General features: G+C 73.5%; 15 protein-coding genes. 4 read left to right on the top strand and 11 right to left on the bottom strand.

What is annotated here, in order from left to right:
- Positions 1-12 precede the first annotated feature (12 nt).
- The 3 genes from ACFWTC_RS07620 to rsmI all read right to left on the bottom strand — a co-directional run bounded on the left by ACFWTC_RS07620 (position 13) and on the right by rsmI (position 2,490).
- Complete coding sequence (locus ACFWTC_RS07620; protein ID WP_383922080.1) at positions 13-888, bottom strand: TatD family hydrolase; 876 nt, start codon at positions 886-888, stop codon at positions 13-15.
- A 10-nt stretch (positions 889-898) separates the two neighbouring features.
- The gene (locus ACFWTC_RS07615; protein ID WP_383922077.1) at positions 899-1,420 is read right to left on the bottom strand and encodes a hypothetical protein; all 522 of its coding nucleotides are present in this window, start codon (positions 1,418-1,420) and stop codon (positions 899-901) included.
- A 140-nt stretch (positions 1,421-1,560) separates the two neighbouring features.
- On the bottom strand, positions 1,561-2,490 hold the full coding sequence (gene rsmI / locus ACFWTC_RS07610; RefSeq protein ID WP_384027193.1) for a 16S rRNA (cytidine(1402)-2'-O)-methyltransferase: 930 nt from the start codon (positions 2,488-2,490) through the stop codon (positions 1,561-1,563).
- 200 nt (positions 2,491-2,690) lie between these two features.
- On the opposite strand from rsmI, the gene ACFWTC_RS07605 reads away from it, so the two are divergent.
- Positions 2,691-4,460, top strand: a complete 1,770-nt coding sequence (locus ACFWTC_RS07605; protein WP_383922071.1) for a dolichyl-phosphate-mannose--protein mannosyltransferase — start codon at positions 2,691-2,693, stop codon at positions 4,458-4,460.
- Positions 4,461-4,517: 57 nt separating this feature from the next.
- On the opposite strand, the gene ACFWTC_RS07600 is transcribed toward ACFWTC_RS07605, so the two are convergent.
- Positions 4,518-5,183, bottom strand: coding sequence for a histone deacetylase (locus ACFWTC_RS07600; protein WP_383922068.1), 666 nt, complete (start codon positions 5,181-5,183; stop codon positions 4,518-4,520).
- A 130-nt stretch (positions 5,184-5,313) separates the two neighbouring features.
- Between ACFWTC_RS07600 and ACFWTC_RS07595 the strand changes: the two genes are divergently transcribed.
- Positions 5,314-6,945, top strand: coding sequence for a penicillin-binding transpeptidase domain-containing protein (locus ACFWTC_RS07595; protein WP_384027195.1), 1,632 nt, complete (start codon positions 5,314-5,316; stop codon positions 6,943-6,945).
- Between the two features lie 409 nt (positions 6,946-7,354).
- Here the strand turns inward: ACFWTC_RS07595 and ACFWTC_RS07590 are convergent, their stop codons facing one another.
- Genes ACFWTC_RS07590 through ACFWTC_RS07575 form a run of 4 tightly spaced genes read right to left on the bottom strand, consistent with a single transcriptional unit; the run spans position 7,355 to position 11,168 of the window.
- Positions 7,355-8,536: a serine hydrolase domain-containing protein gene (locus ACFWTC_RS07590; RefSeq protein WP_383922063.1), complete on the bottom strand. Its 1,182-nt coding sequence runs from the start codon at positions 8,534-8,536 to the stop codon at positions 7,355-7,357.
- A gap of 28 nt (positions 8,537-8,564) precedes the next feature.
- Complete coding sequence (locus ACFWTC_RS07585) at positions 8,565-9,326, bottom strand: energy-coupling factor ABC transporter ATP-binding protein (protein WP_383922059.1); 762 nt, start codon at positions 9,324-9,326, stop codon at positions 8,565-8,567.
- A complete protein-coding gene (gene cbiQ / locus ACFWTC_RS07580) occupies positions 9,314-10,075 on the bottom strand; it encodes a cobalt ECF transporter T component CbiQ (RefSeq protein ID WP_383922056.1) in 762 nt (253 codons plus the stop codon). The genes ACFWTC_RS07585 and cbiQ overlap by 13 nt, the downstream gene beginning before the upstream one ends.
- A 1-nt stretch (position 10,076) precedes the next feature.
- Complete coding sequence (locus ACFWTC_RS07575) at positions 10,077-11,168, bottom strand: energy-coupling factor ABC transporter permease (RefSeq protein WP_384027197.1); 1,092 nt, start codon at positions 11,166-11,168, stop codon at positions 10,077-10,079.
- 180 nt (positions 11,169-11,348) lie between these two features.
- Here ACFWTC_RS07575 and ACFWTC_RS07570 point away from each other — a divergent pair, with 180 nt between their 5' ends.
- Positions 11,349-11,750 carry an SsgA family sporulation/cell division regulator gene (locus tag ACFWTC_RS07570; protein ID WP_383922050.1) on the top strand — a complete coding sequence of 134 codons (402 nt, stop codon included), beginning with the start codon at positions 11,349-11,351 and terminating at the stop codon, positions 11,748-11,750.
- A 76-nt stretch (positions 11,751-11,826) separates the two neighbouring features.
- Here the strand turns inward: ACFWTC_RS07570 and ACFWTC_RS07565 are convergent, their stop codons facing one another.
- Positions 11,827-14,028 (bottom strand): MMPL family transporter, encoded by a 2,202-nt coding sequence (locus tag ACFWTC_RS07565; protein WP_383922047.1) that lies wholly within the window; start codon positions 14,026-14,028, stop codon positions 11,827-11,829.
- A gap of 122 nt (positions 14,029-14,150) precedes the next feature.
- Positions 14,151-14,741, bottom strand: a complete 591-nt coding sequence (locus ACFWTC_RS07560) for a TetR/AcrR family transcriptional regulator (protein WP_383922044.1) — start codon at positions 14,739-14,741, stop codon at positions 14,151-14,153.
- Positions 14,742-14,893: 152 nt separating this feature from the next.
- Between ACFWTC_RS07560 and ACFWTC_RS07555 the strand changes: the two genes are divergently transcribed.
- Positions 14,894-18,175 (top strand): S41 family peptidase, encoded by a 3,282-nt coding sequence (locus ACFWTC_RS07555; RefSeq protein ID WP_384027199.1) that lies wholly within the window; start codon positions 14,894-14,896, stop codon positions 18,173-18,175.
- Between the two features lie 90 nt (positions 18,176-18,265).
- Here the strand turns inward: ACFWTC_RS07555 and ACFWTC_RS07550 are convergent, their stop codons facing one another.
- A complete protein-coding gene (locus ACFWTC_RS07550; RefSeq protein ID WP_383922039.1) occupies positions 18,266-18,454 on the bottom strand; it encodes a hypothetical protein in 189 nt (62 codons plus the stop codon).
- Positions 18,455-18,522: the final 68 nt, after the last annotated feature.

Genomic DNA, 18,522 nt, shown 5'->3' with positions numbered 1-18,522 from the left:
GTCCGGCCGGCGTCAGTAGGCGAAGGCGCGCGCCGTGTTGGCGGCCAGGGCGGTGGCCATGGCGTCCTCGCCGAGGCCCCGGACGGCGGCCATCGCCCGTACGGTCAGCGGAATGAGGTAGGGCGCGTTGGGCCGTCCGCGGTACGGCGCCGGGGTCAGATAGGGGGCGTCCGTCTCGACGAGCACCAGCTCCAGCGGGGCCACGGCGAGGGCTTCGCGCAGCGGCGCGGCGTTCTTGAAGGTGAGGGTCCCGGCGAAGGACATGTAGTACCCGGCGGCCGCGCACGCGCGGGCCATCTCGGCGTCCCCCGAGTAGCAGTGGAAGACGGTCCGTTCGGGGGCGCCCTCCTCGCGCAGGACGCGCAGCACGTCCGCGTGGGCGTCCCGGTCGTGGATGACCAGGGCCTTGCCCTGCCGCTTGGCGATCTCGATGTGGGCGCGGAAGGAACGCTCCTGCGCGGCCGCCCCCTCCGGGCCGGTCCGGAAGTAGTCCAGTCCGGTCTCGCCGACCGCCTTCACGTGGTCGAGCGCGGCGAGCGCCTCGATCTCGGCGAGCGCGTCGTCGAGCGCGGCCTCGCCGCCACCGGTCCGGGCGCCCTGCCGCGACCAGCCGTCGGGGTCCCCGTGGACGATGCGGGGGGCTTCGTTCGGGTGAAGTGCCACCGCGGCGTGGACGTTCGGGTACCGGGCCGCGGTCTCGGCGGCCCAGCGGGAGCCCTTCACGTCGCAGCCCACCTGGACGACCGTGGTCACGCCCACCGACGCGGCCTTGGCGAGGCCTTCGTCGACGGTGCCGGCCTGCATGTCGAGGTGGGTGTGCGAGTCGGCCACCGCCACCCGCAGCGGTTCGGGCAGCGGCGGCGGGGCGTCCTTCGAAGCGGTGCTCATGCGGCCGATCCTATGACCGGCGGAAGAGCCCCTTCAGCCGGGCGAGCAGTCCCCCGCGCTCGCCGGCGGCGTCCACGGCGACCGGTCCGGGGGCGTCGTGGAGCCGGGAGGCCTTGCGTGGCTTCGGGGCCCTGGGGGGCTTGGGCGCCTTCGGGGCCCTGGGGACGTTCTGCCCCGCCGGGACGGGTCCGGCGATGCCGGGGGCGACGGGGTGGTGGTAGAGCTGGTCGATCATCCCGAGCACGGAGGAGACCTGGCCCGCCCGCATGATCCGTACGACGTGCCCGCCGCAGTTCAGGCAGGTCGGGTTCGACAGCGGGGAGGGCACCCGCTCCTGGTTGGCCGTGTAGGTGACGAACGGGCGTCCCGCGCCGTCGACGCGGTGCTCAATCTCGTACGCCTGCTCCCAGCCGTAGCCGCACCGCATGCACGCGAACGAGTACGCCTCGTGCACGACCTGCACGGCGGGGGTGGACACGGCGCGGGGAACCGCGGCGGCGACGGGTACCGGGGTGTCTGCGATCTCACTCATGCCAGCTCCTCTTGTTCCACTGGTGCCATGGCCAGTGGACGCCTCTTCGGGCGGGAGCGCATCAGGCTCGGTCGAGTGTTGGACGGTCCTTGGGCGACTCATGCCCCAAAGCGCCCGGTGCGCGGTCTGGGCTTTGCCTTTCAGGTTAGTCCTTTACCGGACGAGGGCACCTTTCGAGCCTCATTCTTTGCCGCCACCACCGCATCGAAGACCTCGCGCTTGGGTACCCCGGCCTCGGCCGCGACCGCCGCGATGGCCTCCTTGCGCCGCTCCCCCGCCTCCTCGCGCACCCGCACCCTGCGCACCAGCTCCTCGGCGTCCACGTCGCCGGGCCCGGCCGCCGGCGCGCCCTCGACGACGACGGTGATCTCGCCGCGGACGCCCTCGGCGGCCCAGGCCGCGAGCTCGCCGAGCCCGCCGCGCTTGACCTCCTCGTACGTCTTGGTCAGCTCGCGGCACACGGCCGCCCGCCGGTCGGCGCCGAAGACCTCCGCCATGGCGGCCAGGGTGTCGTCGAGCCGGTGCGGGGCCTCGAAGTAGACGAGCGTGCGCCGCTCGCCCTCGACCTCGCGCAGCCGGCCCAGTCGCTCGCCCGCCTTGCGCGGCAGGAAGCCCTCGAAGCAGAACCGGTCCACCGGCAGTCCGGAGAGCGCGAGCGCGGTGAGCACCGCGGACGGGCCGGGCACGGCGGTGACCTTGATGTCCTTCTGCACGGCGGCGGCGACCAGCCGGTAGCCGGGGTCCGAGACGGAGGGCATGCCCGCGTCGGTCACCAGCAGCACCCGCTTGCCCGCTTCCAGAGCCTCGACCAGCTCCGGGGTGCGGGCCGACTCGTTGCCCTCGAAGTACGACAGCACGCGCCCGGTGGTGTACACCCCGAGCCCCTGCGTGAGCCGGCGCAGCCGCCGGGTGTCCTCGGCGGCGATCACGTCCGCCCGCTCCAGCTCGGCGCCGAGCCGCGGCGGGGCGTCCGCCAGGTCGCCGATCGGGGTCCCGGCGAGGACGAGGACGCCCGCGTGGCCGGCGGGCGTGTGGACGGGTTCGGTGCCGCGGGGCTGGTCAGCTGTCACCGCCACATCCTCTCAGCCCGCCCGCCCGGCCCGGCCCGCGGCGGGGACGGGGGGCGGGGCAGGAGGCCGGGCCGACCGGGACGCAGGCGGCTCCTCGGGGGTGGTTCCGGGGCCGCGTCCGCCCGCTGCCGGAGGTCCGGCTCGCCCGGCGGGCCCGCGGCGGCTGGGGCTCCCACAGATCGGTTCCCTACCATGACCCGGTGACCAGTACCGCGACGCCGCCGCCCAGCCCCGCGGGGGCCCCGCCCGCCCCGCCCGCGGGACGCGCAGAAGAGCCGCCCACGTGGCTGCGCCGCCTGCGCGGTTTCGGCTACGCGCCCCCGGCGGGGACCGGGCCGCGCCCGGACGCCCGCACCCGCCTGGTGCCCCCGTACGCCAAGCCGTCGGCGCAGCTGTGGGCGACCTTGGGGCTGCCGCCCGAGGTGTGGGGCACGTGGCAGCGCATCGTCGCGTGGGCCGGTCCGCTGCTGGTGGCGCTGGTCGCCGGCGTGCTGCGGTTCGTGCACCTGGGCAGCCCGAAGGCGGTGATATTCGACGAGACGTACTACGCCAAGGACGCCTGGGCCACGATCCGGCAGGGCTACGAGGCCAGCTGGCCCAAGGACATCGACAAGTCGATCCTCGCCAACCCGGACGGGGTGCCGCTGCCGGTCGACCCCGGCTACGTGGTGCACCCGCCGGTCGGCAAGTGGGTCATCGGGCTCGGCGAGTGGATGTTCGGCCTCACCCCCTTCGGCTGGCGGTTCATGACCGCCGTGCTCGGCACGCTGTCGGTGCTGATGCTGTGCCGGATCGGGCGCCGCCTCTTCCGCTCCACGTTCCTCGGCTGCCTGGCGGGCGCGCTGCTGGCGGTGGACGGCCTGCACCTGGTGATGAGCCGGACCGCGCTGCTCGACCTGGTGCTGATGTTCTTCGTGCTGGCCGCCTTCGGGGCGCTGCTCATCGACCGGGACCGGGCCCGGGCCAGACTCTCCGGCGCGCTGCCGGTGGACGAGGAGGGCCGGACCCGGCCCGACATGAAGATCGCCGAGACGCTGGGGCTGGGCTGGCGGCCGTACCGCATCCTGGCCGGCGTCTGCCTGGGCCTGGCCGCGGGCACGAAGTGGAACGGCTTCATCGCGCTGGCCTTCTTCGGCGTCCTGACCGTCCTGTGGGACGCGGCCGCGCGCCGCACCGCGGGCGCGGGCGCCCCGTACGCCGCGATGCTGCGGCGCGACGCGCTGCCCGCGTTCGTGTCGACGGTCCCGGTGGCGGTGGCGACGTACGTGGCCTCCTGGTCGGGCTGGATCCTCAGCCCGGACAACGGCAAGGGCGGCTACCTGCGCGACTGGGCCGCCAAGTACGACCGGGGCAGCACGCTGTCGTTCCTGCCGGAGTGGGTGCGCAGCCTGTGGCACTACGAGACCGAGGTCTACAAGTTCCACGTCGGCCTGACCTCCGGGCACACCTACGAGTCCAACCCGTGGAGCTGGCTGGTCCTGGGCCGGCCCGTCTCCTTCTTCTACGAGTCCCCCGGCCCCGGCACGGACGGCTGCCCGGCGACGGAGGCGGGCAAGTGCGCCCGCGAGGTCCTGGCCCTGGGCACCCCGCTGCTGTGGTGGGCGGGCTGCTTCGCGCTCCTGTACGTGCTGTGGCGGTGGTTCTTCCGGCGCGACTGGCGGGCGGGCGCGATCGCGTGCGCGCTGGGCGCGGGCCTGCTGCCCTGGTTCAACTACCAGGAGCGGACGATCTTCTTCTTCTACTCGGTCGTCTTCGTCCCGTACCTGTGCCTGGCGGTGGCGATGATGATCGGCGCCCTGCTGGGCCCGGCGGGCTCGTCGGAACGCCGACGGGCGCTGGGCGCGATCGGGGCGGGCGTGCTGGTCCTGCTGATCGTGTGGAACTTCATCTACTTCTGGCCCATCTACACCGGCCAGACCCTCCCGATGGACTCCTGGCGCCACCGCATGTGGCTGGACACCTGGGTCTAGCGGGTCGACCCTCCACGAGACCGTCGCCGGCGGCGGCAGGCGGGGCTCAGACGGGGCTCACGAGGGGTTCAGGAGGGTCGTGATCCGGGCCTCGGTCCAGTGGCCGGCCGCGCCCGGGCAGCGGGCGAGGTACGCGGCGACGGAGCGCTCGTCCCACGCGCCGGACTCCAGCAGGCCCGTCGCCAGGAGCCGCACGTACGCGGCGGAGGGCTCGACCCAGGGCACGTCCCCCATGGCCCACGGCGCCGTGAACGTCAGCACCGGGACGCCCTCCAGCGCGCCGGGGCAGACCAGCGTCTCGTACCGGCCGGGCCCCAGCACGTCGCGGCCCGTGCGCAGGACCGTGGTCAGGTCGAGGTCGGCGCCCGGCTCCCGGTACATCTCCTGGGCCGCGATGTCGGAGAACTGCCGCGCCGACACCAGGTGGGCCCGCGCCCGGGTCCGGCCCGGCGGCGCCGGGTCGTAGAAGCCCCGGCCGCCGGTCCACACCGCGGACTCCGTGGCGAAGTACAGCCGGCCCGGCAGTTCGACGGGGACCGACCGCGCCGGGGCGCGCCGGTCGCGGCACCCGGGGTGGCGGTGCGAGGACCCCGGAGGGGCGCCGCCGGCGATGTAGGAGTTCAGGCGGTCCAGGTGCATGTTCGAGCCGTACGCCGTGTACCAGACCAGGCCCGGCGCGGGCCCGTCCGTGCGGGCCGCTTCCACCTCGTGCACGACGCTCATGGGGCTCCTGGGAGATGTTCCGGTCCGGTAACAAGGGTGAACGACTGTGTATGCACAGCGTAAGGTCTGCACCTGAGGTTCTTTGAACATGTTCAGAGAAGCGATGTGTTTCCCGGGGGAGGGACCAGTAGTGAACGGGGCAGCGAAGAGTGCCGTCATCGGCGGGGTGTTCCTGGCGATGGTGGGCGGGACCGCGTACGGGGTGTACGCGCTGGTGGGGGACGACGGCGGGGGCGGTGACGCGTCCGGCGGCACCGGGGTGCGGTCGGAGAAGGGCAGCGGGCCGGTCGGCGAGAAGGAGGCCGCCGCGACCGCGAAGGCCTTCCTGTCGGCGTGGGCGGCGGGCGACGGCAGGGCCGCCGCGGACCTGACGAACAACGCCGCGGCCGCACAGACCGCGCTGGGCGACTTCGCGGCCAAGGCGTACGTGTCGAAGGCCGTGATCACCCCCGGCCCGCCCGCCGGGACCACCGTGCCCTTCAAGGTCGCGGCGGAGATCACGTACGAGGGTGTCACCAAGCCCCTCGCCTACGACTCCAAGCTGACCGTGGTGCGCGGCCTGACCAGCGGCAAGCCCCTGATCGACTGGCAGTCCTCGATCGTCCACCCGGAGCTGGGCGCCAACGAGACGCTGCGCGCCGGCGCGCCCGCGAGCCCGCCGGTGAAGGCCGTGGACCGCAACGGCGAGGAACTGACGGCGGAGAAGTACCCCTCGCTGCGGACGGTCCTGGCCCAGCTGCGCGAGACGTACGGTGCCAAGGGCGGCGGCAAGGCCGGCGCCGAGCTGTGGATCGAGCCCGCCGGCGGGAGCGGCACCCGGCGGACCCTGCTGACGCTGGTGGAGGGCGAGCCGAGCACCCTCAAGACGTACCTGGACACCAAGGTGCAGGCGGCGGCCGAGCAGGCCGTCGCCAAGTACCCCGAGGCGTCGGTGGTCGCCGTCAAGCCGAGCAACGGGCACATCCTGGCCATCGCCAACCACCGCGCGGACGGCTACGACGCGGCGATGACGGGCAACCGGGCGCCGGGCTCGACCATGAAGGTCGTGACGGCCGCGATGCTGCTCGACCGCGGCCTGGTCGCGGCCGACAAGCCGGCGGAGTGCACGAAGGACGTGGTCTGGGGCGGCCGCACCTTCCACAACCTGAAGAACTTCGAGCTGCCCGGCGCGACCTTCGCGAAGAGCTTCGCCCAGTCCTGCAACACCGCCTTCATCAAGCCGATCGACGGCGTGCGCGACGACGCGGCGCTGTCGAAGGAGGCCCAGGAGGTGTTCGGCATCGGCCTGGACTGGAAGACGGGCATCAAGTCCACGGACGGCAAGGTCCCGACGGCGACGGGCGCGGAGGAGGCCGCCGCGTACATCGGGCAGGGCCGGATCACCATGAACCCCCTGAACGTCGCGTCGGTCACCGCGACCGCGCGCACCGGGGTGTTCCGCCAGCCGCTGCTGGTCTCCCCGGACCTCGACGGGCGTACGGTCGCGACGGCCGAGCGGCGGATGAAGCCGGCGGTGCAGCAGCAGCTGGTGTCGATGATGCGGCTGACGGCGACCAGCGGTACGGGCGCCAGGGCGATGGCGCCGGTCGGCGGCGACAAGGGCGCGAAGACCGGTTCCGCGGAGGTCGACGGCGCGGGCAGCCCGGACAGCTGGTTCACCGGGTTCAGCGGCGACGTGGCCGCGGCGGCGATGGTCGAGGGCGGCGGCCACGGCGGCGACGCGGCCGGCCCGATCGTCGCCTCGGTCCTCACCCCCCGCTGACCCACCCGACGCCCCCGGCCCCCGGGCCCCCAGGGCCCCCTCAGCCCCGCCCGGCATGTGAGGCGCGGGAGCCCACCAACAACCGGGGGCGAAGCGCCACCCCCTTCAGCCCCGCCGGCGCTCACGGCGCGGGGGTCCGGGGCCGCGCCACGCCGACACGCACCGCAGCCCACCAGGAACCGGGGGCGAAGCGCCACCCCCTTCAGCCCCGCCGGCGTTTGAGGCGCGGGGGTCCGGGGGCAGGGCCCCCGGCAGCGGCGCCGCACACTGTGTTCCCGCTGCCCCCGAGGGAGCTCGTCGCGCACGCGGGAGCCGTACTGGCCGGCGTACGCGAACGGCCGGCCACCACCTGACGGCAGGACCGGGGCCGGGGCCGGGGCCGGGGCACGGACCGGCGGCCGGCCACCGCCTAGAGGCAGGCGCGCACCGCCCGGACCAGGGCCTGCGCCCGCGGGTCGGCGGTGACCGACTTGGCCAGGGCGTTCGTGACGTACCCGAAGCCGACGCCCGCCTCCGGATCGGCGAAGGCCAGCGAACCCCCGCGCCCCGGGTGCCCGAAGGAGGCCGGGGACAGCAGCGGTGAGGCGGCGCCGTGCAGCATGTAGCCGGGGCCGAAGCGGGTGTTCACCACGAGCACCCGGTCCGGGCCCGCGGACAGCTCCGAGCCGGCGAGGGCGGTGGTCCGCGGGGTGAACAGGCGGCCGCCGTCCTCGGTGTCGTCCAGCAGCGCCGCGTAGAAGCCGGCCAGTGCCCGCGCCGTGCCGGTGCCCGCCGAGGCGGGGAGTTCGGCGGCCCGGTACTCCGGGGCGTTCTCGTCCGGCAGCGGGTCGATGGCGGCGAAGGCGCGCCGGGTCAGGGAGGCGGGGTCGGCGTACGCCTCGGAAACGTTCCTGCGCGGCCGGATCCGCAGCGAGCCCGCCCGCTCCGGCGGTTCCACCGGGGCGACGCGGCCCACCCGGCCGGCCGCCGCCTCGGCTTCGGGCAGGCCGATCCAGAAGTCCAGCCCCAGCGGGCCCGTGACCTCGGCCGCCAGCCAGTGGCCGATCGAGGTGCCGGTCACCCGCAGCACCAGCTCCGACAGCAGCCAGCTGTACGTCTGCGCGTGGTAGCCGTGGTCGGTGCCGGGCTCCCAGAAGGGCCGCTGTCCGGCGACGGCGCGCGGCCCGGACGTCCCGTCGACGGCCTCGGCCGGGGTCAGGCTCCGGTCCAGCGCGGGTATCCCGGCCCGGTGCGCGAGCAGGTCCCGTACGAGCACCCGGTCCTTGCCGCCCGCCTTGAACTCGGGCCAGTACGAGCCCACCGGCGCGTCCAGGTCCAGCAGCCCCCGCTGGTGCAGCAGCAGCGGCACGGCGGCCGCGACCCCCTTGGTGGCCGACCGGACCACCTGCGCGGTCCCCGCACCCCACGGCTCCGCGGATCCCCCGGCGAACGCCCCGTCCGCGTCCTTCGGCCCCGCCCACAGGTCGACGACCCGGCGCCCGTCCCGGTACACGGCCACGGCCGCGCCCCGGTCCCCCAGCACCTCGAAGTTGCGTACGAATGCCTCGCGGACGGCCTCGAAACCCTCCGCCACCTCACCCTGGATGTTCACGAGCGGTCCAACACCCGGCGCCGCGCCCTTATGCCACGTGCACGGAGCGCGGGTCGAAGCCGAACGGCAGCTCCAGGCGGTGGGACCGCATCAGCTGCTCGTCGCACAGCAGGTCCTGGGTGCGGCCGTCGGCCGCGATGACGCCCTCGCTGAGGATCACGGCCCGCGGGCACAGCTCCAGCGCGTACGGCAGGTCGTGCGTGACCATCAGCACCGTCACGTCCAGGGACCGCAGGACGTCGGCGAGCTCGCGCCGCGAGGCCGGGTCCAGGTTGGACGAGGGCTCGTCCAGGACGAGGATCTCGGGCCGCATGGCCAGGACGGTCGCCACCGCGACCCGGCGGCGCTGCCCGAAGGACAGGTGGTGCGGGGGCCGGTCGGCGAAGCCGGCCATGCCGACCTGCTCCAGGGCGCCGTGGATCCGCTCCTCCAGCTCCGCGCCGCGCAGGCCGGCCGCCGCCGGGCCGAAGGCGACGTCCTCCCGGACGGTGGGCATGAACAGCTGGTCGTCGGGGTCCTGGAAGACGATCCCGACCCGGCGCCTGACCTCGGCGAAGTTCCGCTTCTCCACGGGCAGCCCGGCCACGGTGACGGAGCCGACGCCGCCGGCCAGGATGCCGTTGAGGTGCAGGACGAGGGTGGTCTTGCCGGCGCCGTTGGGGCCGAGCAGGGCGACGCGCTCGCCGCGCCCGACGGTCAGGTCCACTCCGAAGAGGGCCTGGTGGCCGTCGGGGTAGGCGTAGGCGAGGCCGGAGATCTCCAGCGAGGGTGGGGTCGTCACAGTGTCCATCCCATCAGACAGACGGCGAGCGCCGTCACCGGGAGCACGGCGGCGTACGCCCACTGGGTGCGCGTGGCCGTCACCTCGTCGATCACCGGCATCGAGCCGGCGTAGCCGCGGCTGACCATTGCCAGGTAGACCCGCTCGCCGCGCTCGTAGGAGCGGATGAACAGGGCCCCGGCCGTCTTGGCCAGCACGCCCCAGTGCCGGACGCCGCGGGCCTCGAAGCCGCGCGAGCGCCGCGCGACGGACATTCGGCGCAGCTCGTCGGTGACCACGTCGCCGTAGCGGATCATGAAGGAGGCGATCTGTACGAGCAGCGGCGGCAGCTTCAGCCGCTGGAGGCCGAGCAGCAGCGCCCGCAGTTCGGTGGTGGAGGCGAGGAGCACGGAGGCGGCGACGCCGAGGGTGCCCTTGGCCAGGACGTTCCAGGCGCCCCAGAGCCCGGAGACACTGAGTGACATGCCGAGTACGCCGACCCGTTCGCCCTCCGCCACGAAGGGCATGAGGACGGCGAACGCGACGAACGGGACCTCGATCACGAGCCGCCGGAGCAGGAAGCCCGCGGGGATGCGGGCCACGGCGGCGGCGCCCGCGACGAGGACGGCGTACAGGCCGAAGGCCCACACCGCCTCGCGCGGTGTGGACACGACGACCAGCACGAAGGCGAAGGTCGCGGCGAGCTTGCAGTGCGGCGGGAGGCGGTGGACCGGCGAGTGCCCGTGCCGGTAGAGCGTGTGGGCGTGGCCGGCTCCCATGTCAGCCCGCCGTGGGGGGCGCCGTGGAGGCGGCGGTGAGCTCGTCGGAGCGGCGGCGGCGGGACACGACGATGAAGATGCCGGTCCCGACGGCGACGGTCGCGCCGACGCCGATGACCCCGGCGAGGCCGCCGGACATGCGCGGGTCCTCGACGTCCTCGACGCCGTAGTCGGCGAGCGGGGAGCCGGCGGCCGCGTGGTCCTCGACCTTCGCGTCGATGCCCTTGTCGGCGGCGACCTTCTCCAGGCCGTCGGGGCTGGCGGAGGCGTAGAAGGAGACGAATCCGGCGAGGACGAGGGCGGTGACCAGCCCGGTGGCCCAGAACTTCCGGGTGGAGCGGTGGGCCGCCGGCGCGGGGGCCTCGGCGGCCGGGACGTCGACGAGCTCGCCGCCGACGCGCAGCTTCAGCGGCGTGTGCAGCCCGCGCGCGCCGTGCACCAGGTCGGGGCGTACGGCGATCACGGCGCCGACGGTGGCGGCGGTGATGGCGGCCTCGCCGATGCCGATGAGGACGTGCACGCCGACCATGGCGGTGAGGACCTTGCCGAGCGGGACGTCGGTGGTGCCGCCGACGGCGTAGACGGCGGTGAAGGCCGCGGCGGCCGCCGGGACCGAGACGAGGGCGCCGGTGAAGGCGGCGACGGTCACGGACCGGCGGGTGGGCGGCAGCACCTTGAGCAGCCCGCGGAAGATCGCGTACGCGACGACCACGGTGACGACGCCCATGACGGTGATGTTCACGCCGAGGGCGGTCAGCCCTCCGTCGGCGAAGAGGATGCCCTGCATGAGGAGCACCACGGAGACGCACAGCACCCCGGTGTAGGGGCCGACGAGTATCGCGGCGAGCGCCCCGCCCAGCAGGTGGCCGCTGGTGCCGGCCGCGACCGGGAAGTTGAGCATCTGGACGGCGAAGACGAAGGCGGCGACGAGGCCGGCGAGCGGGGCGGTGCGCTCTCCCCCAGAGCCTTCGGCCTGGGAGGGGCCCCCCAGTTCGCGGCGCGCGCCGCGCAGGCTGACGCCCACCGCGGCGACGGCCACCACTCCGGCGGCCACCGAGACGGGTGCGTTGATGAATCCGTCGGGCACATGCATGGAATGGCTCCGCTTCCTCACACAGACTTACAAAGTCTTTAACCGCTTAAGAATAGTGCCTACTTGCGAACCGTTGGCAAGAGCGTCGCTGTCACAAATAGAGCGGTGCGCTTTCGTGGGAATGTGCGAGGCTTGACGGACAAACGGACTCATATGTTCCGATTTCGAGGAGTCGTGTCGATGTCAGCGACCGCCGAGAATCCGCCCGCCGCCGGAGCGGCCACCGCGACCGCGGCCGCCGTCGAGGAACGCGTCAGGGCCCGCGTGATCACCGACGACCCGTTCTACCGGACCGTCCCGGCCTTCCTCCGCTTCGACCCCGACGAACCGCTGGCCGTCCGGATCGTCTTCCCCGCGGACCTCTCCCCCGAGGGCACGGACAACGAGTGGGTCTTCCCCCGCGCCCTGCTGGAGGCCGGTCTGGTGACCCCGACGGGGAGCGGGGACGTACGCGTCTGGCCCTGCGGCCGCGTCCAGGCGGTCGTCGAGTTCCACTCCCCCGAGGGCGTCGCGGTGGTGCAGTTCGACATCGCCGTGCTGCGCCGCTTCCTGCGCCGTACGTACGCCTCCGCCACCCGGTAGGCGCAAACGGCCCGGCCCCGTACCACCCTGGCGATCAGGCGGTACGGGGCCGGGCCGTCGTGCGGGAGCCGTCCGGTCAGACGTTGACGAGCTCGCGGTCCTTGTCCGGACCCTCCGGCGGGGTGGAGGTGCCGGCGAGGTGCTTGCGCAGGCTCTCGCCCTCCACGTCCACGTTCGGCAGCAGCTTGTCCAGCCACTTCGGCAGCCACCAGGCCTTGTGCCCGAGCAGGGCGAGGACGGCCGGGACGATGGCCATGCGGACCACGAAGGCGTCGAAGAAGACGGCGACGGCCAGCCCGAAGCCGATCATCTTCACCATCTGCTCACTGGCCCCGATGAAGCCCGCGAACACCGCGATCATGATGACGGCGGCGGCCACGACGACCCGGGCGCTGTACTGGAAGCCGGTCACGACCGCCTGGCCGGGACGCTCACCGTGGACGTACGCCTCGCGCATGCGGGTGACGAGGAAGACCTCGTAGTCCATGGCCAGGCCGAAGACCACGCCCACCATGAAGATCGGCATCATCGACATGATCGGGCCGGTCTGCTCCACCCCGAACAGCGAGCCGAGCCAGCCCCACTGGAAGACCGCGACGACCGCGCCGAGGGCCGCGACGACCGACAGCAGGAAGCCGAGGGCGGCCTTGAGCGGAACCAGGATCGAGCGGAACACCAGCATCAGGAGCAGGAAGGCGAGGCCGACCACGAGCGCCAGGTAGGGCAGCAGCGCGTCGTTCATCTTCTGCGAGAAGTCGATGTTCATCGCGGTGGCGCCGGTGACGAGGACCTCGTCGCCGCTGACCGCGCGGATCTCGTGGACCAGCTCCTCGGTCTGCGTCGAGGACGGGCGGTCCTTCGGGATGACGGTGATGACGCCCGCGTCGCCGGCCTCGTTGAGGTTCGGCGGGGTGACCGCGGCCACGCCCTCCAGCCCCTTGATCTGGTCGACGGTCTTGTCGGCGAGCGCCTTGTCGCCGTCGACGACCACCATCAGCGGGCCGTTGAAGCCCGGACCGAAGCCGTCGGACAGCAGGTCGTACGCCTGGCGCTGGCTGGTGGAGACCGGCTGGGCGCCGTCGTCCGGCAGGCCCATCTCCAGCTTGCTCGCCGGGATCGCGATGATCCCGAGGCCGATCACGCCGGCCAGCAGCACCATGACGGGGCGGCGCAGGACGAAGCGGGCCCAGCGGGTGCCGCCGTTGGCCTTGGGCTCTGCATCGGCCGGGCGGCCCTTGCCGAACAGCCTGCTCTTCGTACCGGCGGGAAGGACCTTCCTGCCCGCGAAGCCGAGGATGGCCGGGACCAGGGTCAGGGCGACCAGGACCGCGATGACCACCGTTCCGGCGGCCGCGAAGCCCATCTTGGTCAGCATCGGGATGTTGACGACGGCCAGGCCCACGAGGGCGATGACCACGGTCAGACCGGCGAAGACGACGGCGGAGCCGGCGGTTCCGGCGGCCCGGCCGGCGGCCTCGTCGCGCTCACGGCCCTCGGCGAGCTCCGCGCGGTAGCGGGAGACGATGAAGAGGGCGTAGTCGATGCCGACCGCGAGGCCGATCATCATCGCGAGGGTGGAGGTGGTCGAGCCGAGGTCCAGCACGTTGGCCAGCGCGGTGATGGAGGAGACGCCGATGCCCACGCCGATCAGCGCGGTCAGCAGCGGCAGACCGGCCGCGATCAGCGAGCCGAAGGTGATGACGAGGACGATCGCGGCGACCGCGATGCCGATGATCTCGCCGGACCCGGTCTCCGGGGCGGCCATCAGGGCGTCGCCGCCGATCTGGACGTTCAGCCCAGCGGCGGTGGCCTCCTTGCCGGAGTCCTTCAGCGCGTCGCGCGTCTCGTCCTTCAGCTCCATGCCGCTGACGTCGTACTTGACGCTGACGTAGGCGGTGGAACCGTCCTGGCTCACGGCCTGGGACTGGTACGGGTCGGCGACCGAGGAGATCTGCTGCGCGCCCGGGCCGGACTTCAGCTCGGAGACGATCTTCTCGACCTCGGACTTGGTGCCCGGGTCGGTGACCTTGGCGCCCTCGGGGGCCTTGATGACGATACGGGCGGTGGCGCCGTCGGCGGCCATGCCCGGGAAGCGCTGGTCCAGCAGGTCGAAGGCCTTCTGGGCCTCCGTGCCGGGTATGGAGAAGGAGCCGGAGGTGGGCGCGGACGCCGATGCGGCACCGAAGCCGGCGACGAACAGCAGCGCCACCCAGACGAGGGCGACGAGGCGGCGGCGCCGGAAGGCGCCCCGGCCGAGCCGGTAGAGGAAGGTGGCCACGTCGTGGTTCTCCCGTTCAGGTCGTGGGATGGATCCGAGACGGATCAGGGCATGGTGAGCCGGCCCGACGACGAGAGCGGCGTGTCAGGAGCAGCGGGAGGCGGTGGTGGGGACGGGGAGGGTCAGACGCCGAGGGCGGGGAACACCACGGCGTCGATGAAGTCACCGAGGAACGCCCGGTCCACCGGCCGGTCCTCGATCAGCGGGAGCGCGATGAACGCCCCGATGAGCATGTGGGGTACGAAATCCAGAGCGGGACAGTCCGGGCGGATCTCGCCCCGGTCCACCGCGCGCTGCAGCATGTGCTGGAGACCGTTGATCTCCGGGTCGACCAGCAGGTCCCGCAGCGCCTGGTGGAGTTCCGGGCTCTCGTGGACGGCGTGGGCCAGGCCCCGCATCAGCGCGGTGTCCTTGGCCATCTGCGCGTCGTCCGAGTGCTCCACCATGCGCGCGAAGTCCCCGCGCAGGGTGCCCGTGTCGATTTCGCGCAGCGAGACGGGCTGCGTGCACCGCAGGGCCTTGGCGACCAGTTCCGGCTTGCTCCCCCACTGGCGGTAGAGGGTGGCCTTGCTGGACTTCGTCCGGGCGGCGACCGCGTCCATGGTCAGCGCCTCGTAGCCGACGTCACGCAGGAGGTCGAGGACCGCCTCGTGCAGTTCGGCCTGCCGTTCGGGGGTGATCCGGCTACGCCGAGCCGCCATCGCCTCGGTCATGTCCGTCACCCTCCGTCCGAGCGAAACTGTTCCGTACGCTTAGACCATACCCCCACGTCTAGCGAAACGAAACCGTACCGTTTCGCTTCGGGGCGTGGCGTGGATCACCTGTACGAGTTGCCGGGCCCCCCTGCCGCGGAAAGCATTGGGGGGTGAGTCACGACGTCGCGTACCTCCGGTTCCCGCACCTGCACGACGACCTGCTGTGTTTCGCCACCGAGGACGACCTCTGGGTCGCCCCCCTGGTCCCCGACGGACAGACCCCCGGCCGGGCCTGGCGGATCACCGTCGACCGGACCCGGGTCAGCCACCCCCGCTTCTCCCCCGACGGCCGGCACATCGCCTTCACCACCTGGCGTAGCCTCGACCCCGAGATCCACCTCGCCCCCGTGGACGGCGGCCCGGCCCGCCAGCTCAGCTACTGGGGCGCCACCGACACCCGCGTCTGCGGCTGGACCCCGCCCGACGAGGAGGGCCGCAGCGACATCCTGGCCGTCTCCTCGCACGGCCAGCCCTTCTCCTACTTCGCCTGGGCGTACAGCCTCCCCACCGACGGCAGCCCCGGCGGACGCCTGCCCTGGGGGCCGGTCTCCGACCTCCAGGTGCACATCGGCGAGGACGGCGAGCGGCGCACCCTGCTGCTCACCGGAAAGCCCCCGCACGAGCCGGCCGCCTGGAAGCGCTACCGCGGCGGCGCCACGGGCCGGCTCTGGCTGCACGGCGCGCGGCTCCTGGAGGACATCGAGGGCCACCTGGACTCCCCGATGTTCGTGGCCGGCCGGATCGCCTTCCTGTCCGACCACGAGGGCGTCGGCAACCTGTACTCCTGCCTGCCCGACGGCACCGATCTGCGCCGCCACACCGACCACCGGGAGTTCTACGCCCGGCACGCCTCCAGTGACGGCTCCCGGATCGTCTACCAGTGCGCCGGGGACCTCTGGCTGGTGGAGTCGCTGGCCCCCGACGCGGTCCCGCGCAAGCTCCGGGTCCGGCTGGGGGGTCCCCGTGCGGGCCGGCGCAGCTACCAGGTGCCGGCCGCCAGCCACGTCGACTCGCTCTCGGTGGACGCCACCGGCCGGGCCAGCGCGGTCGTGGTGCGCGGCAGCCTGTACTGGCTGACCCACCGCGACGGGCCCGCCCGGACCATCGCCGACACCCCCGGCGTGCGGGTGCGGCTGCCGGAGATGCTCGGGAGCGGCGGGCAGGTCGCGTACGTCACCGACGCCGAGGGCGAGGACGCGGTCGAGATCGCCTACCTGCCGCGGGCCTCGGGGGAGCGGGAGCCGCGCCGGCTGGCCTCCGGAGAGCTGGGGCGCGTACTGGAGCTGCTGTCCGACCCGGACGGGGAGCGCCTCGCGATCGCCTCCAACGACGGGCGGCTGCTCCTCATCGACGCGACGGAGGAGTCCAACGGCGAGGTCACCGAGCTCATCCGGTCCGTCAACGGACCCGTCACCGACCTGGCGTTCTCCCCCGACGGGTGCTGGCTGACCTGGTCGCACCCGGGCATCGGCCGCTCGCTGCGGCAGATCAAGATGGCCCGGATCTCCGGTCCCGGCGCCCACACGGTCATCGACGTCACGAACGGCCGCTTCGAGGACGAGAGCCCGGTCTTCACCCGGGACGGCCGGTACCTCGCCTTCCTGTCGTGGCGCGGCTTCGACCCGGTGTACGACGTGCACACCGGGGACCTGTCCTTCCCCCTGGGCTGCCGCCCCTACCTGGTGCCGCTGTCCTCGGCGACCCCCTCGCCGTTCGCGTTCTCGCCCGACGGGCGGCCCGCGGCCGGCGGGCTCGACCCGCTCGACGGGGACTCGGACGCGGGCGACGGCGCGGTGACCGTGGAGGTGGAGGGGCTGGAGAGCCGGGTGACGCCGTTCCCGGTGTCGGCGTCGAAGTACTCGGCCCTGTACCCGGTCAGCGGCGGCGGGCTGGTGTGGCTGCGCTGGCCCATCTCCGGCGCGCTCGGCGAGACCTTCGCCAACCCGGCGGACACCAGCGGCAAGCCGACGCTGGAGCACTTCGACATGACGAAGGCCCGCAAGACCGAACTGGCTTCCGGGCTGGACTGGTTCGCGGTCAGCGGGGACGGCACGCGGCTCGTCGTGAACGACGACGGCGACCTGCGGGCGGTCCCGGCGACCGAGTCGGGCGACAGCGACTCGACCGTCTACCTGGACCTGCGGCGCATCCTGCACGAGGTCGACCCGGCGGCCGAGTGGCGCCAGGCCTTCGAGGAGGCCGGGCGGATCATCCGCGCGTACTTCTGGGAGCCGGGCATGTGCGGGATCGACTGGGACGGGGTGCTGCGCCAGTACCGCTCCCTGGTCGAACGGGTCGCCTCGCCCGACGAGTTCGCCGACCTGCTGCGCGAGGTCCTCGGCGAGCTGGGCACCTCGCACGCGTACGTCTCCCCCGCCCGCCGCAACGAGGGCCCCCCGCACTACCAGCGGGCGATCGGGCTGCTCGGCGCCAACCTGGTCCCCCGGGACGGCTCCTGGGTGGTCAGCCGCATCCTGCCCGGCGAGTCCTCGGACTCCAAGGCCCGCTCCCCGCTGGCCGGAACGGGCATCCGGGAGGGTGCGGAGCTCACCCACGTGGACGGCCGCCCGGTCGACCCGGTGACCGGGCCGTACCCGCTGCTCGGGGCGGCCGGCGGCACCACCGTGGAGCTGACGTTCCGGCCCGCGGAGGGCTCCGGCCGGGCCCGCCGGGTCGCCGTCGTCCCGCTCGTCGACGAGCGGCCGCTGCGCTACCAGGACTGGGTGTCCAAACGGCGCGCGGTGGTCCGGGAGATCAGCGGCGGCCGCTGCGGCTACCTCCACATCCCGGACATGGGCGGCTCGGGGTGGGCGCAGTTCAACCGCGACCTGCGGATGGAGATGTCCCGTCCGGCGCTGATCGTGGACGTGCGCGGCAACGCGGGCGGGCACATCAGCGAGTTGGTGGTGGAGAAGCTGACCCGCTCGATCCTCGGCTGGGACCTCCCGCGGGGCGCCCAGCCGGTGTCGTACGCCTCCAACGCGCCCCGCGGTCCGATCGTGGCGCTGGCCGACGAGGCGACCGCCTCGGACGGGGACATGATCACCGCGGCCGTCAAGCTGCTGGGGCTCGGCCCCGTGGTCGGCCAGCGGACCTGGGGCGGCGTGGTCGGGATGACCGGCCGGCACACCCTCGGCGACGGGACGGTGATCACGGTGCCGATGAACGCGGCGTGGTTCCCGGAGTACGGCTGGTCGGTGGAGAACCACGGCGTGGAGCCGGACCTCGCGGTCCTGCGAACCCCGCTCGACTGGGCCGAGGGCCGCCACGCGCAGCTCGACGACGCGGTGCACCTGGCGCTGGAGCTGCTGGAGCAGGACCCGGCGGCGGTGCCGCCCGGCTACACGGACGTACCGGACCTGCGCCGCCCGGAGCTGCCGCCGAGGCCGTAGGGGCGCGGGACGGCGGAGGGGACAGGCGGACACGGGGAAGGGGCGCGGCCCGCGGGCAGCGCCCCTTCCGTCGGTCGGTCCGGTCGCGCGCTACGCGCCGACGCCGTCGTCGACGGCCTCGGCGCGGCGGCGCCGCTCCGCCCGGGCGGGAATGCCCGGGGCGTCCGGCGCGCGCTGCGCCGAACCCTCCGGGGACTCGTCGCGCATCGGGACGGCTTCGGCGCCTGCGCGCTCGGCCAGTTGCCTCGCCTTCTCGTGGAACTGGTCTCTCAGGCCCATGGCGTACCTCCAGCGTGATGTCGGGGGGCTCGGGTGCGACCAGCCTGGCACGACCGGACGAACCTCGC

It is taken from the genome of Streptomyces sp. NPDC058619, from assembly GCF_042717785.1.
In the GTDB taxonomy this organism is placed as follows: Bacteria; Actinomycetota; Actinomycetes; order Streptomycetales; family Streptomycetaceae; genus Streptomyces.
Note: the sequence above shows the minus strand (reverse complement) of the source record. Positions and strands in the feature narration are given on the sequence as shown.